We start from the raw sequence: 22,741 nt of genomic DNA, 5'->3' as shown, positions 1-22,741 counted from the left end.
GCCGACGCCCGGCGACATGTCGCCGCACCCGCCGCGGGACTCAGGCCTGCTCGGCCGGAGCCTTCTTGGTCGCCTTCTTCGCGGTCGCCTTCTTGGTGGCGGCCTTCTTGGCGGGCGTCTTCTTCGCAGCGGTCTTCTTGGTCGCCTTCTTGGCGGTCTTCTTGCCGCCCTTCTTGGCCGGACCCTTGGCGCGACGCTCGGCCAGGAGCTCGAAGGCCCGCTCGGGGGTCAACGTCTCCAGTGCGTCGTCCTTGCGCAGCGTCGCGTTGTACTCACCGTCGGTGACGTACATGCCGAAACGGCCGTCCTTGGCCACCACGGGGGCGCCGCTGACGGGGTCGTTGCCGAGCTCCTTGAGCGGAGCGGCGGCGGCCCGACGTCCGTACGTCTTGGGCTGCGCGTAGATCGCCCGCGCCTCCTCCTCGGTGATCGTCAGGAGCTGCTCCTCGCGCTCCAGCGACCGGGAGTCGGTGCCCTTCTTGAGGTAGGGACCGTAGCGGCCGTTCTGCGCCGTGACCTCGGTGCCGTCCTCGTCGACGTAGACCACGCGCGGCAGCGTGAGCAGCTGCACGGCCTGCTCGAGCGTGACGGTGTCGAGGTCCATGCTCTTGAACAGGCTCGCGGTGCGCGGCTTGTCGGCCTTCTTGGCGTCCGGGGGCAGCGCCTCGGTGACGTACGGCCCGTAGCGACCGTTCTTGGCCGTGATCATCAAACCGGTCTCGGGGTGGTTGCCGAGCTCCTTCTCCACACCCGTGGGCGAGGCGAGGAGCTCCTTGGCCTTCTCGAGCGTCAGCTCGTCCGGGGGCAGGTCGTCGGGGACGTTCGCCCGGGTCGGGACCTTCTTGCCCTCGTCGTCCTCCGTGAACGGCGGACCCTCCACGTACGGGCCGTAGCGTCCGACGCGCAGGTCGATGTCCTCGCCGATCGGGAACGTGGCCAGGCCACGCGCGTCGATGTCGGGAAGGTTCTCGATCAGGCGCTTGAGGCCCGTGTTGCCCTCGCCGGAGCCGGTCCAGAACCCGGTGAGGACGTTGAGGCGGTCCTCCCGGCCGTTCGCGACCTCGTCGAGGACGTCCTCGAGCTCGGCGGTGAAGTTGTAGTCGATCAGGCGCGGGAAGTGCTGCTCCAGCAGCCGGATGACGGAGAAGGCGATCCACGCCGGGACGAGCGCGGTGCCCTTCTTGTAGACGTAGCCACGGTTCTGGATCGTGCCGACGATCGACGCGTACGTCGAGGGCCGCCCGATCTCGCGGGTCTCGAGCTCGCTGATGAGCGAGGCCTCGGTGAAGCGCGACGGCGGCTTGGTCTCGTGGCCGGCCTTGCCGAGCTCCGCGGCGGTGACGGTCTGGCCCTGCGACAGGTTCGGCAGCTTGGTCTGCTGGTCGTCGCCCTCGGCGTCCGCGTCGTCGTTGGACTCGACGTACGCCTTGAGGAACCCGTAGAACGTGATCGTGCGGCCGGACGAGCTGAAGACCACGTCCTCGCCGGTCGTGGCGGTCGCGCCGATGCGGATCGCGACGGAGTTGCCCTTGGCGTCATTCATCTGCGAGGCGATCGTGCGCTTCCAGATGAGCTCGTAGAGCCGCAGCTCGTCACCGCTCAGGCCGGTCTGCTTCGGCGTCTTGAAGGCCTCACCGGCGGGACGGATCGCCTCGTGCGCCTCCTGGGCGTTCTTGACCTTGCTGGCGTAGACGCGCGGCTTCTCCGGCAGGTACTCCTTGCCGTACAGCTCGAGCACCTGGGCGCGGGCACCGTCGAGCGCGGTCTGCGACAGCGTCGTGGAGTCCGTGCGCATGTAGGTGATGTGCCCGTTCTCGTACAGGCGTTGGGCCACCTGCATCGTGCGGGCGGCACCGAAGCCGAACTTGCGGGACGCCTCCTGCTGCAGGGTCGTGGTGCGGAACGGGGCGTAGGGCCGGCGCGTGTAGGGCTTCTCCTCGACCGAACGGACCGTGAAGGCCTGGTCGGCGAGGGCGTCGGCGAGGGCGCCGGCCTGCGCCTCGTCGAGGTGGGCGACCTTGTCGGACGTCAGCGTGCCCTGGTTGTCGAAGTTTCCGCCCGACGCGATGCGCTTGCCGTCGAGGCTGAACAGCTTGGCCGGGAACTGCTGCGGGTCGAAGCCCTCGCCGGCGTCGAACGTCGCCTCGAGGTCCCAGTACGACGCGACGTGGAACGCCATCCGCTCACGCTCGCGCTCGACCACCAGGCGCGTCGCGACCGATTGCACGCGGCCGGCGGACAGGCCGCTCATGACCTTCTTCCACAGGACGGGGCTGACCTCGTAGCCGTAGAGGCGGTCGAGGATGCGGCGGGCCTCCTGGGCGTCGACCAGGTCCATGTCGATGTCGCGGGGGTGGGCGATCGCGTACTGGATCGCGTCCTTCGTGATCTCGTTGAAGACGATGCGCTTGACCGGCACCTTCGGCTTCAGCTCGTCGTAGAGGTGCCACGCGATGGCCTCGCCCTCGCGGTCCTCATCCGTTGCCAGGACGAGCTCGTCGGCGTCCTTGAGCAGCTTCTTCAGCTTGGTCATCTGCGACTTCTTGTCAGCAGAGACGACGTAGATCGGCTCGAACTCGGAGTCGATGTTGACCCCGAGGCGGGCCCAGGCCTCGCCCTTGAATGCGGGCGGCACCTCGTCGGCGCCGCGCGGGAGGTCGCGGATGTGGCCCACGGAGGCGTCCACGACATAGCCGTCCCCGAGGTAGCCCGCGATGCTGCGGACCTTGTTGGGGGACTCGACGATGACGAGCGTGGTCACGGGGAACTCCTGAGTGGTCGGACGGGGCATACGCTAACGCGTGGTGTCAACCGTCCGCGCACCGCAGGGGGCGATCCAGGCGTGATCGAACCCGTCACGGGCCGGTGAGAAGATGGTCCGTGGCTTTTTCAGGGTACGCCCGACTGTGGGCGGACAAGTCGGTCCGGACGATGTTCGTCGCCGCGTTCTTCGCGCGCATCCCGGCGATGGCCTCGCCGTTGGTCCTCACTCTCTACGTCGTCGACGGGCTCGACCGCAGCTACGCCGAGGCCGGCGTCCTGGCGGCGGCCAGCACGATCGGCATCGCGATCGGCGCCCCGTGGCGCGGCCGGCTCATCGACCGCCTCGGCATGCGGCGCGCGATCGGCCCGTCGATCGTGGCGGTGCTCGTCCTCTACCCCTTGGCCACGGTCGTCTCGTACGCCTGGCTGATCCCCATCGCCCTGCTCATGGGGCTGTTCCTGATCCCGATCTTCTCGATCGTGCGCCTCGCCCTGACCGTCATGGTCGGCGAGGACCAGCGACGGACGGCGTTCGCGGCCGACGGAGTGATGGCCGAGGCCAGCTTCATCATCGGACCCGCCGTCGGGGCCCTGATCGTCACGAGCGCCGGTGGCGGTCCGGCGCTCATCGCGATCGGGGTCTGCGAGGCCATCGCGGGCTTCCTCTTCCTCTGGCTCAACCCGCCGACGCGGTCCGCGGCGCGGACCGAGCGCCCGGCCGAGCACGTCGACCCGGGATCGTGGGTGTCGGTGCCGCTCGTCTTCCTCTTCGTCATCTCCGCCGGCACCATGGCCACGCTGATCGGCACGGACCTCGGCATCGTGGCCGAGCTGCGCGAGCTGGACGCGGTGGGCTCGGTCTGGATCGCGTACGGGCTGTGGGGACTGTCGTCGCTGATCGGCGGACTGCTCTACGGGGCGCTCGACCGATCGTTGCGCCCCACCTATCTCTTGTTGGCGCTCGGGCTGACGACCATCCCGGTGGGGCTGGGCACCGAGGTCTGGTCGCTGTCCTTGTGGGTCATCCCGACGGGGTTCCTCTGCGCGCCGACGATGACCGCAGCCGGCGAGTGGATCGCCAAGCTCGTCCCCGAGGAGCGCCGCGGCGAGGCGATGGGCTGGCAGGGCACCGCGTTCACCCTCGGCGGCGCGGCGAGCTCGCCGCTCATCGGCGCGGCGATCGACGGCGTCGGGGCCTGGGGCGGCTTCGTCGTCGGTGGCTCGATCGCCACGGTCATCGCGCTCGGCGCCTGGGGCGGCCAGCTCATCCCTCGGTGGCGACCCACCCCCGAGCAGGCGACCATCGACGGCGGCAGGCGATGACGATCCGCGACGCGGTGGAGGCCGACCTCCCGGCGCTTCTCGCGATCCACAACGAGGCGGTGCGCACGACGACCGCGATCTGGGACGAGCACGAGGTCGATCTCGACGAGCGGCGTGCCTGGTTCCTCGAGCGGCAGCGCGGCGGGTTCCCCGTGCTCGTCACTGAGCGCGGCGGGGTCGTGGCCGGCTACGCCTCGTACGGTCCGTGGCGGCCGAAGAGCGGCTACCGCCTCACGGTCGAGAACTCCGTCTACGTGCTCGCGGCCCACCACGGCCACGGCCTGGCATCGACGCTGCTCGACGAGCTGATCGTCCGGGCGCGCTCGGCCGGGCTGCACCGCATGATGGCCATGATCGAGTCGTCCAACACGATCTCGATCGGCCTGCACGAGCGACGCGGGTTCCGCGTCGTCGGGCAGATGGACGAGGTCGGCACGAAGTTCGGCCGCTGGCTCGACCTCACCGTCATGCAGCTCCCCCTCTCCCCCTGACCCGACGAGTCGCGCACGGACGCCGACGAGTCGCGCACGGACGCTCACGAGTCACGCACGGAGGCTGACGAGTCACGCACGGAGGCTCGTTCAGCGGAAGAGGCCGCCGATCGTCCGGGCCGCGACCTTGAGCCCACGTCCGCCGGGGAGCCCCGGGACCTGGTCGATGATCGGGGTGAGGGCCAGCAACCCGCTGACGTGCTTGATCTTGAGCTGCCGCAGCGTCACGAGCCGCACGGGATCGACGCGGCCGGCCGAGGCCTCGAGCAGGTTCCTGGCGCTGCCCGAGACGCGCGGCCCGTGGGCGGCGCCCTCGATCCGTCGCGTCGACCAGGAGCCGTCGGACCGGGTGGCGAACGACCACGAGGCCTCGTCGGCGTTGACCCCGGCCGCTGCCTCGATGCCCTCGCGCGCCGCGAGGCAGCCGGTCGAGTCCGCGAGCGCGGCGATGCCGTGCCGCAGCAGGACGTCCGGGCACCGCTCGTCCGTCGCGTCCTCGATGTCGAGCGCGTGCAGCGCCAGCTCGTAGCACCCCGCGTGCATCACGGTCAGTAACGGCATCGGGCCGAGCACGCTCGAGACGGGGTCCCCCGCGCGGTCACGGGCCTCGTCGGACGCGAGGAGCTCCGCGACCGCCGAACGGGACTCCGCGAGGGCCGCCCGGACCTCGTCGTCGGTCGCGTCCGCGTGCAGCTTGAGGACCTCGGCGTTGAAGGAGTCGGGGTCGAGCGGGGTCCGGGTGTCGCCCGAGCGCAGGCTGGCCAGCACCTGCGTCAGTGCCGACTGACCGTCCCACGTGCCCAGGTGAAGCACGACCTCCCGCACGGTCCAGCCGTCGAGCCGAGTCCTCGCCGAGAGGTCGGTGTGGTCCACCAGCGCGATGAAGGCGTCCCAGCTCTCGAGCACGACCTCGGCGAGGTCGTAGTCGGCGTCGTCGAGCAGTCCCCTGTGCGTGATGGTCATCCCTCGAGCATCCCGTGCGGGGCGTCGCGGCGCATCCGCTGCCGGCCCGCCCCGGTCAGACGAGGAAGCCTTCCTCGACGAGCTCGCGCACGACCGGGGCGTACGTGCTGCGGAGCTCGCCGGCGTCCCGGCCGAGCAAGGACGCCAGGGCGTCCAGGATCTGTCCCGAGGTGAGGTCACCGTCGCTCGCGCCGACGAGACCCGCCTCGACCGTGTCGACCTGACGCGAACGGCGCACACCGTGCTGCAGCCGGATCACGATGCTCTCCGGGTCGTCCGCTCCCGCTGCTCCGCGCGTCTCCTCGACGAGGTCGATGGCCTGCCGGAAGGTGCGATCGAGCAGCTCGACGTCGCCGATCCCCCGCAGCGCGTCGACCCGGTCGCCCCATGCGGCGATCGAGGGACCGACCGGCTGGGCGATCTCACCGGTCCACTCCTCGATGCGGTGCACGGGCGTCCTGTCGGTCTTGCGCAGACTGAGCCAGCCGAAGCCCACGGCCTCGATGCCCTCGGCGTCGAACCAGTCAAGCCACGCGTCGTAGCGCTGGACGTAGTCGGGCGTGCCGACGAGGCCCGCGTCGGCGAGCCACATCTCGACGTACGCGGCGGGGTCGACGAGCTCGCGCTGCAGGATCCAGGCGTCCAGCGGCTGGCCCTCGAGCCACTGCCCGAGGTCGTCCTCCCAGTCGACGCCGCGGTGGTGGGCCCAGTTGGCGAGGATCTGGCACCACCCGCCGTCGTTGAGATGCCCCGCGGCGTTCTCGACGAGGTGCCGCACGACGCTGTCGCCGGGCATGCCGGAGTCGCGGTAGACCAGCACCTGGCTGCCCGGGGGCGAGATGACGAACGGCGGGTTCGTGGCGATCAGGTCGAACGTCTCGCCGGCGACCGGATCGAACAGGCTCCCGTCACGGACGTCGATGTCGGCCCGGTTGAGGGCCGCGGTCAGCCTCGCCATGGCGAGCGCCCGCGGGTTGACGTCGGTCGCGACGACGTCGCTCGCGTGCTGAGCGAGGTGCAGCGCCTGCACGCCGCACCCGGTGCCGAGGTCCAACGAACGGCCGACCGGGCGCCGGATCGTGAGCTGCGCGAGCGACGACGACGCCTCGCTGATGCCCAGGACGTAGGACGGGTCCATGGGCGCCTGGCGACCGTCGAGTCCCGAGGTCGGGTCGCACACGATCCACCAGTCGTGGTCCTCGTCGCCGTACGGACGGACGTCCACCAGCGCGCGGACCTCCCCCGCCGACACCTCGAGCATCCCGGCGGCCGCGAGTGCGTCGACCAGACCGGGCAGCGCCGCGTCGGCGTGGGCCCGCTCGACCGGCACCTGCAGGGCGAACAGCCGCACGAGAGTCGCGAGGTCGCCGCCGCCACGCGTCGCCCGTACGGCGGGAGTCGTCTGGTTGCGGCCGAGGGCGCGGTGGGCGTCATTGCCCAGGAGCGCGTAGACGGCGTTGACCGTGAAGTCGGCGCGGGTCAGGGCGGCGCGGAGCATGGGCACGTACTGGTCGTCGATCACTCCCCCAGCCTTCCAGACGCACGAACGGCGCCGAACCCCTGACAGGATCGACGCCGCTCGTGGCCGTTTCGATCAGGCGGCGATCTTCTCGGCGATCTCCGGGTCGATGGCGACCGGGCGACGCTTCGACACGTACACCGCGGCGACGATGATCAGCGTCGAGACGCCGGCCACCGTGTAGCGCAGCGCGTCGCTGGCGTCGTCACCGTACGAGTAGCGGATCACCAGCGGCACGATCAGCAGCGCCACCAGGTTCATCACCTTGAGCAGCGGGTTGATCGCCGGTCCGGCGGTGTCCTTGAACGGGTCACCCACGGTGTCGCCGATGACGGTCGCCTCATGGGCTGACGACCCCTTGCCGCCGTGGTTGCCGTCCTCGACGAGCTTCTTGGCGTTGTCCCACGCGCCGCCGGAGTTCGCCAGGAACACCGCCATGAGCGTGCCGGTCGCGATGGCACCGGCGAGGTACGCGCCCAGCGCGCCGACGCCGAGGCCGAAGCCGACCGCGATCGGTGCGAAGATCGCCAGGATCCCGGGCGTGGCCAGCTCCCGCAGGGAGTCGCGGGTGCAGATGTCGACGACCTTGCCGTACTCCGGACGCCCCGTGCCCTCCATGATCCCGGGGATGTCCCGGAACTGGCGGCGGACCTCGAAGACGACGGCACCGGCGGCCCGGCCCACTGCGTTGATGGCCAGGCCGGCGAACAGGAACACGACCGCAGCACCGATGAGCAGGCCCACCAGGATGCTCGGGTCGGCCACGTTGAACACTCCCAGCGTGGCCAGCAGGTCGCCCACCTTGATGCTGCCGTCGAACCCGTCACCGACGTCCTCGACGGCGTCCTTGATGGCGTCGGTGTAGGCGCCGAACAGGGCGGTCGCCGCCAGCACCGCGGTGGCGATCGCGATGCCCTTGGTGATGGCCTTGGTCGTGTTGCCGACCGCGTCCAGCTCGGTCAGGATCTGCGCGCCCTCCTCGTCGACGTCGCCCGACATCTCCGCGATGCCCTGGGCGTTGTCGCTGACGGGGCCGAAGGTGTCCATCGCGACGATGACGCCGACCGTGGTCAGCAGACCACAACCGGCCAGGGCGACCGCGAACAGCGAGACGATGACGGATCCGCTGCCCAGCAGGAACGCGCCGAAGACCGCGGCGCCGATGACCAGGGCGGTGTAGACGGCCGACTCGAAGCCGACCGAGAGCCCGGACAGGATGACCGTGGCGGCGCCCGTGCGCGACGTCAGGGCGACGTCCTTGACCGGGCGCGTCTCGGTGCCGGTGAAGTAGCCGGTGAGGGCCAGGATCACCGCAGCCAGGACGATGCCGATCAGCACCGCGGCGATCGCGATCAGGCGAGGATCGCTGCCGCTTGCCGAGTCGAGGTTCTGGGTGAGCTGGCCGAAGACCGACTCGATGACCGTCTCGCCACCTCCGCCCGTCAGGCCCTCGAACGAGGACGGCAGGAAGAACCACAGGAACGCCGACGAGGCGACGGCCGAGATCAGGGCCGAGAGGTAGAAGGACCGGTTGATGGTGGCCAGTCCGCCCTCGCCGACCCGGGGACGGGTGATGTAGACGCCCAGCAGGGCGGTGATCGCGCCGATCGCGGGGATCACCAGCGGGATGACGAGGCCCTCCTGGCCGTACGCGACCGAGCCGAGGATCAGCGCCGCGACGAGCGTCACGGCGTACGACTCGAAGAGGTCCGCCGCCATGCCGGCGCAGTCGCCGACGTTGTCACCCACGTTGTCCGCGATCGTGGCGGCGTTGCGGGGATCGTCCTCGGGGATGTTCTGCTCGACCTTGCCCACGAGGTCGGCGCCGACGTCGGCGGCCTTGGTGAAGATGCCGCCGCCCACGCGCATGAACATCGCGAGCAGAGCCGCACCGAAGCCGAAGCCCTCGAGCACCCGAGGTGCGTCGCCCTCGTAGATCAGGACGACGGACGCGGCGCCGACGAGTCCGAGACCGACGGTCAGCATGCCGACCGTCGCACCGGTGCGGAACGCGATCCGCATCGCGGCCTCGCGCCCGTCACCCTGGGCCGCGGCCGCGACGCGGATGTTGGCCCGGGTCGCCAGCCACATGCCGATGTACCCGATGGCCGCGGAGAACCCGGCCCCCAGGAGGAAGTAGATCGACCGGCCGATGCGGATCTCCGCATCGCCCGGCAGCAGGAACAGCAGCCCGAACGCCAGGACCGCGAACACGGCGAGGGTCCTGAACATGCGGCCCAGGTACGCCGAGGCGCCTTCCTGGACCGCGAGTCCTATCTCCTGCATCCGGCTGGTGCCTTCTGATGCCTTCAGCACCTCGGCACGAAATACCGCAGCCATGATCAGTGCGATGAGCCCGACTGCCGCAACGCCGTACACCCAGACGGCGTTGTCGTTGGACAGGTCGAGGTCACCGGCAGCCGCAACCAACGTCGCGTTCGCCATGAAATTCCTCCCGAGGTCGCAAGAGCGTGCCGCGGGCTGAGGGACAGTCCGCGTGACGCACGTTACATGCCGTCTTCGGGAAGAAGTGTGATGTCGGTCACGCCGGAGTGGCGCGGGCGTCCTCGATCGACGCATGTAGACCGAAGACCTTGTCCAGGCCGGTGATCTGGAAGATCTTGAGGATCCGCTCCTGCGTGCACACGATGTCGAGGGATCCGCCGTCGGCACGGACGCGCTTCAGGGCCCCGACCAGGACGCCGAGACCGGTCGAGTCGAGGAAGTCGACGCGCTGGACGTCGATGATGAGCTTGGTGTGCCCGGCCTCGACCGCCGTGACGATCGCCTCGCGCAGACGCGGAGCCGTGTAGACGTCGATCTCGCCACCGACCTCGATGATCTCGAAGTCCCCGTCCGTGCGGGACGTCAGTGCCAGCTCCATCGACGATCTCCCTGTTCTGTTGTGCGCTCGTCTCGGCTAATCAAATCACGAAGTCACCGCTCCCGCCCGGCTGCGTACGCGGTCGGGACGTGCCGCTCATGGCCGCTCTGGGAGACTCTGCGGGTGGATCCTGCCGACCTCGTGCTGCGCTACGGCGAACGCGTGACCCACGTCGAGCACGTGCCGGCCCGCGAGGCCGTCATCGAGCCGTGGCCCGAGTGGGTCGACCCAGCGGTGCGGGAGATGTACGCCGCGGAGGGCATCACGTCGTTGTGGGGCCACCAGGCCGAGGCGCTGCACCACGTCCACGAGGGCCGTCACACCGTCATCTCGACGGGCACGGCCTCCGGCAAGTCGCTGGCGTTCCAGGCGCCCGCGCTGACCGGGCTCGCCGCCGGGCGCACCGGCAGCGCACTGCGGGGCAACCGGATGCCGACGGTGCTGTACCTCGCACCGACCAAGGCCCTGGCCGCCGACCAGCTCCGTCGCCTCGCCGGTGCCTCGGCGTTCGCCCGTCCGGCGACCGTCGACGGCGACAACTCCCGCGAGGAACGGGCCTGGGCCCGCGACCACGCGAACTACCTGCTGACCAATCCCGACACGCTCCACCACTCGATCCTGCCGGGTCACGCGCGCTGGACCCGGGTGCTCGGCGGGCTGACCCACGTCGTGGTGGACGAGTGCCACCACTACCGCGGCGTCTTCGGCGCCCACGTGGCCCACGTGCTGCGGCGACTGCGCCGGATCTGCGCGTACTACGGCGCCGACCCCACGTTCGTGCTGTCGTCGGCGACGGTCGCCGAGCCGGAGGTCTTCGCCTCCCGGCTGACCGGGCTGGACGTCGTGCCGGTCACCGAGGACTCGTCCCCGCACGCGGCCCGCACGATCGCGCTGTGGGAGCCGCCCATCATCCCCGGTGTCGACCCCGCCAACCCCGGCGCGGTGCGCCGGTCGGCCACCACCGAGGCGGGCGAGCTGCTGACCGACCTGGTCATCGGGCAGGTGCGCACCCTCGCGTTCGTGCGTTCCCGTCGGGGTGCGGAGACCGTCGCCGCGACCGCCCAGCGACGCCTCGGCGAGGTCGACCCGGAGCTCGTCCGGCGGGTCGCGACCTACCGCGGCGGGTACCTCCCCGAGGAGCGCCGGGAGCTGGAACACCGGCTCCGCAGCGGCGACCTGCTGGGCCTGGCGAGCACCAACGCGCTCGAGCTCGGGATCGACATCGCGGGACTCGACGCGGTCATCACGGTCGGGTTCCCCGGCACCCGTGCCGCGCTGCAGCAGCAGTTCGGGCGCGCCGGCCGGTCGGGCCACGCCTCGATCGGCATCCTCGTGGCCCGCGACGACCCGCTGGACACGTTCCTCGTGCACCACCCCGAGGCGCTGCTCGGCACGGCCGTCGAGGCGTCCGTCTTCGACCCCGACAACCCGTACGTCCTCGGGCCGCACCTCGCCGCGGCCGCGCAGGAGATCCCGCTGACGGAGAACGACTTCGACCTGTTCGGACCGCGGGCCGCCGAGGGCGTCACCGCCCTGGAGGCCGCGGGCTGGCTGCGCAAGCGGGCGGCCGGATGGTTCTGGACCAAGCGCGAGCGGGCCAGCAACCTCGCCGACATCCGGTCCAGCGGAGGGTCGCCCGTGCAGATCGTGGACGCCTCGACCGGCCGGCTCATCGGCACGGTCGACGGCGGCTCCGCGGACTCGACGGTGCACGAGGGAGCCGTCTACGTCCACCAGGGCGACGTGCACCTCGTCGACGAGTACGACCTGGAGCACGGTGTCGCGATCGTCCACCGCGACGACCCCGACTACTCGACGATGGCCCGGTCGGTCACCGAGATCGCCGTGACGGAGACCGAGCGGACCGAGCACTGGGGGGCCGCGACGATGTCGTTCGGCTCGGTCGAGGTGGTCAACCAGGTCGTGTCCTACCTCAAGCGCAGCACCTCCGGCGGCGGCGTCCTCGGCGAGGAGCTGCTCGAGCTGCCGGCTCGTACGCTCCAGACCAAGGCCGTCTGGTGGACCCTGTCGGCCGAGGTCGTGGCCGCCACGATGGAGAACGACGACGTGCCCGGGTCGGCCCACGCCGCCGAGCACGCCGCGATCGGGCTGCTGCCGCTCCTGGCCACCTGCGACCGGTGGGACATCGGGGGTGTCTCGACGGCGCTGCACCCGGACACCGGGACCCTGACCGTCTTCGTCTACGACGGCTATCCGGGCGGCGCAGGATTCGCCGAGCGGGGGTACGAGATAGCCGCGCAATGGCTCCGGGTCACCCGCGACGCGATCGTCGCCTGCGAGTGCCAGGACGGCTGCCCCTCGTGCGTCCAGTCGCCCAAGTGCGGCAACGGCAACGAGCCGCTCGACAAAGCCGGCGCCGTACGCCTGCTGGACGCGTTCCTGGTCGACGCCCCCACCGGCTGAGCGGCGTCAGGGCACGGGAACGGGACGCCGGTTCTTCATCCGCAGGAACGGCTGCTCGACGTACCGGTACGACAGCGGGACGACGGCCGCGGTGATCGCGAGCGCGAGGAGGCGTGGGGCCACCCCGGTCAGGCCCAGGGTCGAGTCGACGGTCACGAAGACCGGGAAGTGCCACAGGTACAGCCCGTACGACATGCGGCCGATGGCCACGAGGACGCGATTGCCCAGCGCTGCGGACATGCCTCGCCCGCCGGCGACGCACGCCGCGATCACGCCCGCCGTCAGGAGGGACACGGCAGGCCACCGCCAGAACATCGTGAGCCACGGGTGCGGGGCAGGCACGTTGGCCAGGACGACGAGCAGGACCAGGCAGGCCAGCCCGATGGCGCCGGTGCGCGAGGCGCCGAGGGACGACCACCACGTCGCCGCGCGGCGGGACCGGAGAACGACTGCCAGCAGGCACCCGGCCAGCAGCTCGGTGCCGCGCGCCGGCGTCGAGTTCCAGCCGAGCACCGGCGACGCTCCAGCGAGGTAGCCAATGACGATGGACGCGTAGGCGAGCGCGAGGCAGGCACCCACCCCGAGGATCAGCGCCCGGGTCGACCCGCGGCCGAGTGCGAGGATCGCGATGAGCGCCACGGGCCACACGAGGTAGAACTGCTCCTCGATGGACAGGGACCACGTGTGCAGCAACGACCCCAGGCCCGTGCCCGTCGCTGCGGCCCAGTTGGACACGTAGAAGAAGGAGAACACGGCTCCCTTCAGCGTTCCTCCCACGTCCCAGATGCGGTCGAGGACGACACAGGTGACCAGGACGGCGAGGTACGCCGGCAGGAGCCGCAGTGCTCGCCGGCGGTAGAACCGGGCGAGGCGGATCCGACCGTGAATCTCGGCGTCACGCAAAAGGATGCCGGTGATGAGGAACCCGCTGAGGACGAAGAACATGTCGACACCGAGGTCCCCCGCCTGGAACGCCCACCTGGCGTGGAACAGGACGACGACGAGGGCAGCGATCGCCCGCAGCCCGTCGAGCGCGGGCACGTGGGTCTCCCCGACCGACTCCGCGAGGGAGGGCTGCGCAGCGGGTTCGGACATCTTCAGCTCCTGCCCCCAGACTGATGCCACCGAATCCAGGCATCGTGGCAGCCGAGCGTCACAGGACCGTCAAAAGCCACACCCGGTCCGCGAGTGGCGCAGAACTGCACGACTCGCCGTCTCAGTTCCTTCATCCTGCGCCACTCGCGGGACCGGGGTCGAGGTAGTAGTCGGGGGCGGCGCGCGCCGTCTGCTCGGTGGACCAGGCGACGCCCCACCACGGGGCGCGCTCGGCGCGTGCGGTCACCGTGGCCACGTCGTAGTCCATCCGGCAGGACACGAGCCGGGCGTCGTTGCGGCGGGCGATGGCCCGGGCCGCCGCGCAGCCGTCCTCACCGGCGGCGCTGGCCTGCGAGCCGGCCAGCGCCGCGAGGTCGGCCGCAGCCGCCACCCGGTGACGCATCCGGACGAGGCCGGCGACCTGCACCGCGACGAGCGCCGCGATGACGAGCAAGGTTGCGACCGTCGCGGCGTGGACGGTCACCGCGCCCCGCTCGCCGCGCCTCATGGGGACTCCAGCGCGGCGACCGACGTCGACGTCATGGTGCGCGAGCCGATGCCGGAGAAGAACGGCAGCGGCATCCTCGACCGCGCGCTGACCGTCACCACCACCGCGCCGCCCTCCTCGCCGACCCGCACCGTGGCCCCGTCGGGAGCGTGCCGCCTCGCCGCGGTCTCCGCCGACGACGTGGGCTCGCCCCGGGCGATCATCCGCGCGGACTCCCGCGAGGCGTCGGCGAGCCGCACCTGGGTGAGACCGAGCGACACCACCCACAGCAGGAGGAACGCGAAGGCCACTCCCAGCGGCGCGATGGTCATCAGCTCGGCGGTGACCATGCCGCGTTCGCGGCGCATCAGGACCGGATGCCGAGGCGTGGCATCCCCTTGAAGATGTTGCGCCACGACAGGGCCTGCTCGATCTTGTCGAAGAGGCCGTCCAGCCACGGCCCGTCCACGCCCAGGACGCCCATCTTGTAGAGGACCGTCGCCATCAGCACCGCGCCGAGGGTGCCGATCGTGTACTCCGCGGTGGCCATGCCGCGGTCGTCTCGGTGTGCCATGAGATCTCCTTCGGGAGGGGCCGGGGCGGCACGGACGGGCCGCCCCGGCCGGAGGTGTCAGAACGGGAGCAGGTCGGGGATCTTCTCGATGAGGTCCTTGACGATGTCGCCGAACCACTCGGACTGGCCGACCTTCACCAGGACCCCGCCGATCGTGCAGGCCCCGAGGGTGCCGACGGTGTACTCCGCAGTGGTCATGCCCTGCTCAACCCGGGCGCGCAGCTTCTTCATGAGTTGTCCTTTCGATGGGTGGATCTGTCATGGAGAAGATGTGGCGGGACGCCCCCGGATCTGTGCGCGGATCCGGCGGCTGGGGACGGCGCGGTCGGGCGCCTGCCGGCTGTGGACGGTCACCACCGGAAGGACTGGAACGACGCCAGCACCGTGGGGACGATCCCGATGAGGAAGAACGCCGGCAGGAAGCACGCACCGAGTGGTGCCGCGGTGCGGACGGCCACCTTGCGACTGTGCTCCCGCAGCCTCGCCGCGCGCTCGCGGCGCATCTCCGTCGCCACCGTGGCCACGATCCCCGCCACCGGCATGCCCGACGCCTCGGCCCGTCGGAACGCGCGACCCACGGACGCCAGCACCGGGTCCCCCGCGACGGAGCGCCACACCGAGTCGGAGTCGGCGGCGATCGCGAGCCGCCCCGCGATCGCCCCGAGCTCCGGCCCCAGCGGAGGAGCCGTGGCCTCGGCCACCAGTGCGAACGCCGACACGGGCGGCCGACCCACCTCCAACGCGGCCACCATGAGGTCGAGCGCCGCCGGCAGCGCAGCCTCGATCGCGGCGGCACGCGCCCGGGCGGACGCCGACTCGAGTCGTCCGACGGCACGGTGCACGACCGGCGCGAGAGCAGCTCCGACGAGCAGGCCGATCGGCACGCCCAGCAGCAGCACGGCGCCCAAGGGCGCCATCGCCGCGGCAACGAGCCGCAGGTCGACGGTCCGGGACGGCCCTCCCGCCCCGAGGACCTGACGCGCCCGACGGGTCGGCGGGACGGGGACGAGGCACCAGACCGCCGCCGCGACCAGCAACGCCGCTGTCACGACGTGAGCTCCGTGGCGGCCGCGATGCGCTCCACCCAGGCGATGCCCAGGCACGCGAGGGCGCATCCGGCGGCGAGGCACGTCACCCCGATCCAGGTGCCGGTCAGGACGGCCACCGGGTCACCGCCCATGCCGGAGCCGAGTCCCAGGCCGACCACCGGGAGCACCGCCATCAGCCGTCCGGTCGCCCGGGCGGGTCCCGCCCCCGCCTGCACCTCGCGCTCGATCTCACGACGGTCCCGGACCGCGTCCTCCAGCCGCCCCAGTGCCGCCGCGAGCGGCGCTCCGGCGCGCTCGGCCACCTGCCACGCCGCGGCCACCTCCAGCAACGTCTCGCGGCCCCGGACCGTCGAAGCCTCACGGAGCGCAGCCGGGACGTCACCGCCGAGATCGGCCGCCCGGGCGGCCGGCCCGAGGAAGTCGAAGTCAGCGGCGAGCCCGGTCAGCGTGCGCACCGGCAGCAGACCGGCCCGCAGCTCCGCGGCCAGCAGCCCGAGGACCTCCGCCACCTCGGCCCGTCTGCGACGCTCGCGCTCCTGCCTGCGCGACGTGCCCAGCTGGCGTGCCGCGAACACCCCGACCCCAACGACGGTCGCGGCGAGGATCAGCCGAGGGCCCCGCACCTGCCCGGCGGCGGACAACGCGACGGCCACCACGGCTGCGGCCGTGACCTGGCCGCGGGACACCTCGACGGGCCGCCGCCCCGTACGGTGCCGGACGAGCCACCGCCCGGGCGGACGCCACAGGAGCACGGCCATCACGACGCCGGCGGCGGCCACCACCGTCATCGCAGCACCTCGACGAGCCGCGGATGACCCGGACCCGCCCGCGCGCCGTCGGGAGCGAAGTCCAGGGCGGTGTGGCACGAGACCATCCCGTCGTGGGCGCGGTCCGTGACGGCCACCTGCTCGACGACGCGACGACCGTCCGATCGCCGGGCCAGGTGGATGACCAGCTCGATGCTCGAGGCGAACTGGCTGTGGACTGCGTCGCGGGGCATGCCCGCCGCGACGCCGAGCGCCTCGAACCGGGCCGGGACGTCCGCCGGCGCATTCGCGTGCACGGTGCCGCAGCCACCCTCGTGCCCGGTGTTGAGCGCCGCGAGCAGATCGACGACCTCCGCACCGCGGACCTCCCCCACGACCAGCCGGTCGGGACGCATGCGCAGCGCCTGGCGCACCAGGTCGCGCACCGTGACCAGGCCGGCCCCCTCGACGTTGGCCGGACGGGCCTCGAGACCGACGACGTGGGGGTGGTCGGGCCGCAGCTCCGTCGAGTCCTCGACGACGACGATCCGCTCGTGCGGGTCGACCGCGCCGAGCAGGGCCGCCAGCAGGGTCGTCTTGCCCGAGCCGGTGCCCCCGGAGATCACGAACGCCGTGCGGGAGGCGACGATGCGTCGCAGACAGGTCAGCGCCTCGTCGGACAACGAGCCGACCGCGTGCAGCTGCTCGAGGGTGAACGTCCGGCGGGCCGGGACCCGCAACGACAACGCGGTGCCCGGCCTGGCGAGCGGTGCGAGGACGGCGTGCAGCCGGGTGCCGTCGCCGAGACGCGCGTCCACCCACGGGCTGGCGTCGTCCAGTCGTCGTCCGGCCTGCGCGGCCAGCCGCTGAGCCAGCCGGCGCACCTCTGCCTCGTCCGCGAACCGCACCACGGACATCTCCAGACCGCGCCCGCGGTCGACGTACACAGCATCCGGGCCGTTGACCAGCACGTCGGTCACGCCCGGCAGGGCGAGCAGCGGGTCGAGCAGCCCCGCCCCGCGCGTCTCGCTGCGCAGCTGGTCGACGAGCGCCAGGACGGTGTCGGAGCCGGCCAGCTGGTTCTCGGCTCGGAGCGCCTCCGCGACGCTGTGCGCGGTCGGGTCCGAGGCGTCGGCCGCGAGACGCCGGCGCACCCGCTCGATCATCGGCACCTCGGTCATGGGCGCTCCATCCCGAGCGCGTCGAGCACGGCCGCGGCCGTACGTCGCAGGGCCCGCGAGTGGGCCGGCCCCTGGCCTCGGTCGACCGCCGAGCGCAGGCGCCGGTCGTGCCGGTGCCGGACCAGCACCGGCAGGTCGAGCGCCTCGGCGACCGGTCCCGGGCCGATGCCGCCTCGACGGGCGACCGTGACGAGACCGACGGCGGGGGCGCTGCGTCGCAGCCGCTCGAGGACCGTCCGGGCCGCCATGACCGCGGCGATCTCCTCGGGCACCAGCAGGACCGTGAGGACCGATCGGCCGACCAGCTCGACCCCGGCCGGGTCGAGCTGCCGCGGGGCGTCGACCGCCACGAGGTCGAATCCGCGCACCGCCGCGGTGACCACCGCAGGAAGGGACTCCGGGAGCGGGCCGCGCTCGTCCCGGGCCCAGGACAAGGTGGCGGTCCCGTGGTGCACCGGCAGCACGTCGGCCAGCGAGCCGGCGTCGATCCGGCCGCGGGTCATGGCGAAGTCGTGCCAGCGCAGGCCGGGCGCGCGCTCGGCACCCAGCACGAGCTCGAGCCCTCCGCCGAGCGGGTCGCCGTCAAATGCCAGCGAGCGGAACCCGCGACGTCCGGCGACGACCGCGAGCGCGGCGACCAGCGTGGACGCGCCCGCACCGCCCGACCCGCCGACGACGCTCACGACGCACGCCTCGTCACGGCCGTCGAGCGCGGAGGCCAGCGCAGCCAGCACCCGGTCCTCCTCGAACAGGCCGCACACGGCGGCGGCGCCCAGCTCCACCGCGACCGGCCAGCACGTCGCCGGCTCGCGAGCGACGATCACGACGTGGTCCCGGCGGGTGACGCCCGCCCCGACCAGCCCGTCGGCCAGGTCCTCTCCGGCAATCACGGCGGACGCGCCGCGCCACGACCTCCGCGCGGCGGTGACGTCGCGCGCGACCTCCGGGCTCGTGCCCAGCGCGGCGCACCACCGCTGGGCGAGCTCGATCAGCTGCGCGTCCGCGGTCGCGATCAACGGGGGCTGCGCGTCGGTCATGGGTACGACGATCGCCGCCGGCGCCGCCGGGCAAAACCTGCTCTCACCCGCCTGTGGACGGCCGAGCCTGCGCGCGGCTCATGTGGACGCCCCTATCCTGATGGGGTGAGCCCGACGCGGACTGCGGCATTCTTCGACCTCGACAAGACGATCATCGCGAAGTCGAGCACGCTTGCCTTCGGCAAGCCGTTCTACGAGGGCGGGCTGCTGAGCCGCCGAGCGGTGCTGCGCAGCGCGTACGCGAACTTCATGTTCTCGATCAGCGGCGCCGACCACGACCAGCTCGAGAAGATGCGCGCCTACCTGACCCAGATGGTGACCGGCTGGGACGTCAACGTGGTCCGCCAGTCCGTCGCCGAGACGCTGCACACGATCATCGACCCGCTGGTCTTCGAGGAGGCCGTGACGCTGATCGAGGAGCACCAGGCCGCGGGCCGGGACGTCATCATCGTGTCCGCCTCGGGCGTGGAGGTGGTCGAGCCGATCGGTGCGATGCTCGGCGTCGACCACGTCATCGCGACCACCCTGCTGGCCGAGGAGGGCCGCTACACCGGCGAGGTCGACTTCTACGCGTACGGCCCCAACAAGGCCGTCGCGATGCGCCACCTGGCCGAGCAGCGCGGCTACGACCTCTCCGAGTCGTACGCCTACTCCGACTCCGAGACCGACGTGCCGATGCTCGAGGCGGTGGGCCACCCGTTCGCGGTCAACCCCGACCGCGCCCTGCGGCGGATCGCCGAGGAGAACGACTGGCCGATCCTGACGTTCGCCCGCCCCGTCGCGCTGCGTCGCCGGCTGGGCCTCGACACCCGGGTGGGCAAGGCCGCTGCCGTCGCGGTCGCCGCGAGCGCCGTGGGCGCGGTCGCCATGGCCCTGGTCACCCGACGCAAGGGACGCTTCGCTGCCTGACCGCTTGTGAACGAAGGCGCAGAACATTACGCCCGAGTAGGCCTGTCGGATCTGCCGTCGGGGGCGTACACATGAAGGACAGACAACTCCACAAGCGGCTCAGCACATCGGTACCCACGCGGCGATCACCCATCTCAGGGACAGTCGCTCGCCGGACTCCAGACCACTCAGGGATTTCACTGGAGCCATGACGACTCCGATCCAGCACGCCTGGTAGCCATGAGAGTGCTGAGCTTGGCGACGTCGACTCCCTCGAGTGTCGGCGTCGCCGCTCTGTGTGCCGCCGACGATCGCGATCAGCGCGCGAGCGGGGACGCCTCGGCCGCGCGGGTGAACGCCTGCGAGGCGTACATCAGCCACTGGTGCACACCCGTCGGCTTGCCGCTGCCGTACGCCGCGAGCGCCGATCGGTAGCCGTCGGCCTCGGCGGCGTGGCCGGCCTCGGGGACGAGCACCGACGCGGGATCGACCCCCTTGGACACCAGGACGAGACGCTCGGCGGCCCGCCCGATGACGCCGTTGTGCGTCGCGAATGCGCCCGCGGAGCTGATCTCGGCGTGGACGAGCGCCGCGACCACGAGCCCGGGCGCCTCGGTGGGCCGGCCCAGCATCCAGGCGAGCTCGGTCAGCCGGGCCACACCGGCGGGGTTCACCGGGCGGCCGAGGTCGGCGTCGTCGACCGACCCGGACGCGGCCAGGGCGTGGATCCGGGCGAGGGCCTGCACGGGCGAGCGGTTCCAGACCGGCAGCAGGCCCAGCAGCTCGGTCGAGAGGCGCACCGCCCCGCGGGCCAGGGCGTCCCCGCCGCCGGCGGCCAGCTCCTCGACCTCGTACGTGCTGCCCTCCAGCGACGCGGTCGCCGCCGCCCCGACCAGCAGCGAGCGGGCGGTGTCGTCCGGCGAGCTGCGGCGCAGGCCCCGGTCGCGCAGGATGCCGTCGATGCCGTCGCGGGTGCCGGCGTAGGTGGACGGGATGCCTTCGAGAGCGGCAGCCGAGATGAACGGATCGGACACGCCCGAAGCGTACCGTCAGCCCCTCGGGCGGCCCGGTAGCCTTCGAACAATGAACGACTCCCCGGAAGATCGCACGGCCAAGTGGCTGGTGGGGGATCGTCTGTCCTGCGTGCTGCACCTCGGAGACGGATCGCTCGCGTACCAGCTCGCCGAGCAGGGGCATGAGGTCGTCGTCGCCGGTGACGACGTCACGTCGCGCCGCCACCCCGACATCCAGTACGTCCGCAGCGCGGGTGAGCGGCTGCCGTTCATCGGCGATGCGTTCGACGTGGTCATCGCTCCCGAGCTGCGCGAGGCGCCCACGGCCCTGGCCGAGTACGCCCGCGTGCTGCGACCCGAGGGGCTGCTGTCCACGATCTCCCAGCGGCACGACGACTCGATCCCGTGGATGCGCAAGCTGCGCGAGATCATCGGCGTGGTCGACCGCGGGGCACCGCTGGCCGACACGTTCAGCGCGTCCGGACTGTTCCACCCGCCCGAGACGCACGAGATCGGCTCGTGGGAGAAGCTCGACCTGCCCGGGCTGCTGCGCTTCGCCCAGGCGACCAAGCACCCGTCGGTCGGCGAGGCCGCGCTCTCGCAGGTCCGTGACCTGTTCATGACGTACGGCGGGCAGACCGGCTTCCTGCGGCTGCGGCACGAGACCTCGTGCCTGCGGGCCACGGTCGACAAGTCCAGCCTCGGCCAGGCGGCACCGCCGCCCGACACGATGCTGCTCGACTTCCGCTGAGTGCGCCCGTCATCGCGGGGATCTCCCGGTTCGATGGCCCCGCTCGTGCACACCTCCCCGGTAGAATCACGGGGTGAAGTTCCTCAACGACCTCGCCCCGTCCTTCGACCTGACGTACAACGACGTGTTCATGGTGCCGGCGCGATCCGACGTCACGAGCCGGTTCGACGTCGACCTGGCCACCTCCGACGGCACCGGCACCACGTTGCCGCTCGTCGTGGCCAACATGACCGCGATCTCCGGCAAGCGGATGGCCGAGACGATCGCCCGTCGCGGCGGGATCGCGATCATCCCGCAGGACATCCCGCTCGACATCGTCGCGCACACCGTCGAGCGCGTGAAGTCGGCGCACACGGTCTACGACACCCCCGTCACGGTGGGCCCGTCGACCACGGTCGGCGAGGCCATGAGCCTGATCCCCAAGCGCGCGCACGGCGCGGTGGTCGTCGTCGAGGACGGCAAGGTGCTCGGCGTGGTGACCGAGGGCGACGGCGCCGAGATCGAGCGCTTCGCGCAGGTGCGTGAGGTGATGACCACCGACGTCCTGACGTTCGAGGCCGGGACCGACCCGAAGCAGTGCTTCAACGAGATGTCCGCCCGGCACGTCGACTTCGCGCCGGTGGTCGACGGCGGCAGCCTGCTGGGCGTCCTGACCCGCAAGTCGGCCCTGCGCTCCACGATCTACGACCCCGCGGTCGACGCTGCCGGACGTCTGGTGATCGGTGCGGCCGTCGGCATCAACGGCGACGTCACCGGCAAGGCCGCCGCGCTGCTCGAGATGGGCATCGACGTCCTCGTCGTTGACACCGCCCACGGCCACCAGGACAAGATGCTCGAGGCGCTGCCGCTCGTGGTGGCAGCCCGCGACGCGTACGCCGAGCAGTCCGGCAGGCGCGTGCCCGTCGCCGCCGGCAACGTCGTCTCCGCCGCGGGAGTCCGCGACCTGGTCAGCGCGGGCGCGGACATCATCAAGGTCGGTGTCGGCCCGGGCGCGATGTGCACGACCCGGATGATGACCGGCGTCGGCCGGCCGCAGTTCTCCGCGGTGATGGAGTGCGCCGCGGCGGCCCGCGAGCTCGGTGCGCACGTCTGGGCCGACGGCGGGGTGCGCTACCCGCGCGACGTCGCCCTCGCCCTGGCGGCCGGTGCGGCCAGCGTGATGATCGGCTCCTGGTTCGCCGGCACGCTCGAGAGCCCCGGCGACCTCAAGGTCGGCCCGGACGGCCGCCCGTACAAGGAGTCCTTCGGCATGGCCTCGGCCCGGGCCGTCTCCAACCGCACCCGCGACGCGGCCGGCTTCGAGCGTGCCCGGATGGCGCTGTTCGAGGAGGGCATCTCCTCCTCCCGCATGTTCCTGGACCCCGAGCGCCCCGGCGTCGAGGACCTCGTGGACTCGATCATCGCGGGCGTCCGCTCCAGCGCGACGTACGCCGGTGCGCGGTCGATCGAGGAGTTCCACCAGCGCGCCGTCGTCGGGCTGCAGAGCTCGGCCGGCTACGACGAGGGACGTCCGCTCCGCGCCTCTTGGTAGTAGCCGGGCGCGGCTCGCTGCG

The 22,741-nt window shown here is 71.8% G+C and carries 21 protein-coding genes; 6 read left to right on the top strand and 15 right to left on the bottom strand.

The window, feature by feature from the left end:
• Window positions 1–40: 40 nt before the first annotated feature.
• Complete coding sequence (topA, locus tag C3E78_RS01580) at window positions 41–2,791, bottom strand: type I DNA topoisomerase (protein ID WP_108576660.1); 2,751 nt, start codon at window positions 2,789–2,791, stop codon at window positions 41–43.
• Window positions 2,792–2,880: 89 nt separating this feature from the next.
• Here topA and C3E78_RS01575 point away from each other — a divergent pair, with 89 nt between their 5' ends.
• Together C3E78_RS01575 and C3E78_RS01570 are read left to right on the top strand one after the other, a co-directional pair.
• Window positions 2,881–4,086 (top strand): MFS transporter, encoded by a 1,206-nt coding sequence (locus tag C3E78_RS01575; protein ID WP_135804891.1) that lies wholly within the window; start codon window positions 2,881–2,883, stop codon window positions 4,084–4,086.
• Window positions 4,083–4,577 (top strand): GNAT family N-acetyltransferase, encoded by a 495-nt coding sequence (locus C3E78_RS01570; RefSeq protein WP_108576658.1) that lies wholly within the window; start codon window positions 4,083–4,085, stop codon window positions 4,575–4,577. The genes C3E78_RS01575 and C3E78_RS01570 overlap by 4 nt, the downstream gene beginning before the upstream one ends.
• A 90-nt stretch (window positions 4,578–4,667) precedes the next feature.
• On the opposite strand, the gene C3E78_RS01565 is transcribed toward C3E78_RS01570, so the two are convergent.
• The 4 genes from C3E78_RS01565 to C3E78_RS01550 form a co-directional block, all read right to left on the bottom strand.
• Window positions 4,668–5,540 carry a maleylpyruvate isomerase N-terminal domain-containing protein gene (locus tag C3E78_RS01565; protein WP_108576657.1) on the bottom strand — a complete coding sequence of 291 codons (873 nt, stop codon included), beginning with the start codon at window positions 5,538–5,540 and terminating at the stop codon, window positions 4,668–4,670.
• A 55-nt stretch (window positions 5,541–5,595) separates the two neighbouring features.
• Window positions 5,596–7,062 carry a DUF7059 domain-containing protein gene (locus tag C3E78_RS01560; RefSeq protein ID WP_328591578.1) on the bottom strand — a complete coding sequence of 489 codons (1,467 nt, stop codon included), beginning with the start codon at window positions 7,060–7,062 and terminating at the stop codon, window positions 5,596–5,598.
• Window positions 7,063–7,134: 72 nt separating this feature from the next.
• A complete protein-coding gene (locus C3E78_RS01555; protein WP_108576656.1) occupies window positions 7,135–9,504 on the bottom strand; it encodes a sodium-translocating pyrophosphatase in 2,370 nt (789 codons plus the stop codon).
• 97 nt (window positions 9,505–9,601) lie between these two features.
• The gene (locus C3E78_RS01550; RefSeq protein WP_108576655.1) at window positions 9,602–9,943 is read right to left on the bottom strand and encodes an STAS domain-containing protein; all 342 of its coding nucleotides are present in this window, start codon (window positions 9,941–9,943) and stop codon (window positions 9,602–9,604) included.
• A 123-nt stretch (window positions 9,944–10,066) separates the two neighbouring features.
• Between C3E78_RS01550 and C3E78_RS01545 the strand changes: the two genes are divergently transcribed.
• Entirely contained in the window at window positions 10,067–12,367 is a 2,301-nt protein-coding gene (locus tag C3E78_RS01545; RefSeq protein WP_108576654.1) for a DEAD/DEAH box helicase, read from the top strand.
• A gap of 6 nt (window positions 12,368–12,373) precedes the next feature.
• Here C3E78_RS01545 and C3E78_RS01540 read toward each other — a convergent pair whose 3' ends face one another.
• The 9 genes from C3E78_RS01540 to ssd all read right to left on the bottom strand — a co-directional run bounded on the left by C3E78_RS01540 (window position 12,374) and on the right by ssd (window position 18,536).
• Window positions 12,374–13,462 carry an acyltransferase family protein gene (locus C3E78_RS01540; RefSeq protein WP_108576653.1) on the bottom strand — a complete coding sequence of 363 codons (1,089 nt, stop codon included), beginning with the start codon at window positions 13,460–13,462 and terminating at the stop codon, window positions 12,374–12,376.
• A 130-nt stretch (window positions 13,463–13,592) separates the two neighbouring features.
• Window positions 13,593–13,970, bottom strand: a complete 378-nt coding sequence (locus tag C3E78_RS01535; RefSeq protein WP_108576652.1) for an Rv3654c family TadE-like protein — start codon at window positions 13,968–13,970, stop codon at window positions 13,593–13,595.
• Window positions 13,967–14,317 carry a TadE family type IV pilus minor pilin gene (locus tag C3E78_RS01530; RefSeq protein WP_108576651.1) on the bottom strand — a complete coding sequence of 117 codons (351 nt, stop codon included), beginning with the start codon at window positions 14,315–14,317 and terminating at the stop codon, window positions 13,967–13,969. Before C3E78_RS01530 ends, C3E78_RS01535 begins: the two co-directional genes overlap by 4 nt.
• A complete protein-coding gene (locus tag C3E78_RS01525) occupies window positions 14,317–14,523 on the bottom strand; it encodes a DUF4244 domain-containing protein (RefSeq protein WP_108576650.1) in 207 nt (68 codons plus the stop codon). Before C3E78_RS01525 ends, C3E78_RS01530 begins: the two co-directional genes overlap by 1 nt.
• 57 nt (window positions 14,524–14,580) lie before the next feature.
• Window positions 14,581–14,754 (bottom strand): DUF4244 domain-containing protein, encoded by a 174-nt coding sequence (locus C3E78_RS01520; protein ID WP_108576649.1) that lies wholly within the window; start codon window positions 14,752–14,754, stop codon window positions 14,581–14,583.
• A 119-nt stretch (window positions 14,755–14,873) separates the two neighbouring features.
• A complete protein-coding gene (locus C3E78_RS01515) occupies window positions 14,874–15,572 on the bottom strand; it encodes a type II secretion system F family protein (protein ID WP_159085771.1) in 699 nt (232 codons plus the stop codon).
• Window positions 15,569–16,360, bottom strand: a complete 792-nt coding sequence (locus C3E78_RS01510; protein ID WP_108576647.1) for a type II secretion system F family protein — start codon at window positions 16,358–16,360, stop codon at window positions 15,569–15,571. The genes C3E78_RS01515 and C3E78_RS01510 overlap by 4 nt, the downstream gene beginning before the upstream one ends.
• Complete coding sequence (locus C3E78_RS01505; protein WP_108576646.1) at window positions 16,357–17,499, bottom strand: TadA family conjugal transfer-associated ATPase; 1,143 nt, start codon at window positions 17,497–17,499, stop codon at window positions 16,357–16,359. The genes C3E78_RS01510 and C3E78_RS01505 overlap by 4 nt, the downstream gene beginning before the upstream one ends.
• Entirely contained in the window at window positions 17,496–18,536 is a 1,041-nt protein-coding gene (ssd, locus tag C3E78_RS01500) for a septum site-determining protein Ssd (RefSeq protein ID WP_108576645.1), read from the bottom strand. Before ssd ends, C3E78_RS01505 begins: the two co-directional genes overlap by 4 nt.
• A gap of 105 nt (window positions 18,537–18,641) precedes the next feature.
• On the opposite strand from ssd, the gene C3E78_RS01495 reads away from it, so the two are divergent.
• Window positions 18,642–19,445 carry an HAD family hydrolase gene (locus C3E78_RS01495; RefSeq protein ID WP_108576644.1) on the top strand — a complete coding sequence of 268 codons (804 nt, stop codon included), beginning with the start codon at window positions 18,642–18,644 and terminating at the stop codon, window positions 19,443–19,445.
• A 296-nt stretch (window positions 19,446–19,741) separates the two neighbouring features.
• Here C3E78_RS01495 and C3E78_RS01490 read toward each other — a convergent pair whose 3' ends face one another.
• Window positions 19,742–20,458: a Fic family protein gene (locus C3E78_RS01490; RefSeq protein ID WP_108580700.1), complete on the bottom strand. Its 717-nt coding sequence runs from the start codon at window positions 20,456–20,458 to the stop codon at window positions 19,742–19,744.
• A 49-nt stretch (window positions 20,459–20,507) separates the two neighbouring features.
• Here C3E78_RS01490 and C3E78_RS01485 point away from each other — a divergent pair, with 49 nt between their 5' ends.
• Complete coding sequence (locus C3E78_RS01485) at window positions 20,508–21,188, top strand: class I SAM-dependent methyltransferase (protein ID WP_159085770.1); 681 nt, start codon at window positions 20,508–20,510, stop codon at window positions 21,186–21,188.
• A gap of 73 nt (window positions 21,189–21,261) precedes the next feature.
• On the top strand, window positions 21,262–22,719 hold the full coding sequence (locus tag C3E78_RS01480) for a GuaB1 family IMP dehydrogenase-related protein (RefSeq protein ID WP_108576642.1): 1,458 nt from the start codon (window positions 21,262–21,264) through the stop codon (window positions 22,717–22,719).
• The last annotated feature ends 22 nt before the right edge of the window (window positions 22,720–22,741 follow it).

It is taken from the genome of Aeromicrobium chenweiae (assembly GCF_003065605.1).
GTDB classification, from domain to species: domain Bacteria; phylum Actinomycetota; class Actinomycetes; order Propionibacteriales; family Nocardioidaceae; genus Aeromicrobium; species Aeromicrobium chenweiae.
This window is presented reverse-complemented; position numbering and strand designations above follow the sequence as displayed.

Coding starts and splice junctions, on each gene's coding strand:
- topA (WP_108576660.1), bottom strand. CDS start 2,791: ATGCCCCGTCCGACCACTCAGGAGTTCCCCGTGACCACGCTCGTCATC.
- C3E78_RS01570 (WP_108576658.1), top strand. CDS start 4,083: ATGACGATCCGCGACGCGGTGGAGGCCGACCTCCCGGCGCTTCTCGCG.
- C3E78_RS01565 (WP_108576657.1), bottom strand. CDS start 5,540: ATGACCATCACGCACAGGGGACTGCTCGACGACGCCGACTACGACCTC.
- C3E78_RS01555 (WP_108576656.1), bottom strand. CDS start 9,504: ATGGCGAACGCGACGTTGGTTGCGGCTGCCGGTGACCTCGACCTGTCC.
- C3E78_RS01550 (WP_108576655.1), bottom strand. CDS start 9,943: ATGGAGCTGGCACTGACGTCCCGCACGGACGGGGACTTCGAGATCATC.
- C3E78_RS01540 (WP_108576653.1), bottom strand. CDS start 13,462: ATGTCCGAACCCGCTGCGCAGCCCTCCCTCGCGGAGTCGGTCGGGGAG.
- C3E78_RS01535 (WP_108576652.1), bottom strand. CDS start 13,970: ATGAGGCGCGGCGAGCGGGGCGCGGTGACCGTCCACGCCGCGACGGTC.
- C3E78_RS01530 (WP_108576651.1), bottom strand. CDS start 14,317: ATGCGCCGCGAACGCGGCATGGTCACCGCCGAGCTGATGACCATCGCG.
- C3E78_RS01525 (WP_108576650.1), bottom strand. CDS start 14,523: ATGGCACACCGAGACGACCGCGGCATGGCCACCGCGGAGTACACGATC.
- C3E78_RS01520 (WP_108576649.1), bottom strand. CDS start 14,754: ATGAAGAAGCTGCGCGCCCGGGTTGAGCAGGGCATGACCACTGCGGAG.
- C3E78_RS01510 (WP_108576647.1), bottom strand. CDS start 16,360: ATGACGGTGGTGGCCGCCGCCGGCGTCGTGATGGCCGTGCTCCTGTGG.
- C3E78_RS01505 (WP_108576646.1), bottom strand. CDS start 17,499: ATGACCGAGGTGCCGATGATCGAGCGGGTGCGCCGGCGTCTCGCGGCC.
- ssd (WP_108576645.1), bottom strand. CDS start 18,536: ATGACCGACGCGCAGCCCCCGTTGATCGCGACCGCGGACGCGCAGCTG.
- C3E78_RS01485 (WP_159085770.1), top strand. CDS start 20,508: ATGAACGACTCCCCGGAAGATCGCACGGCCAAGTGGCTGGTGGGGGAT.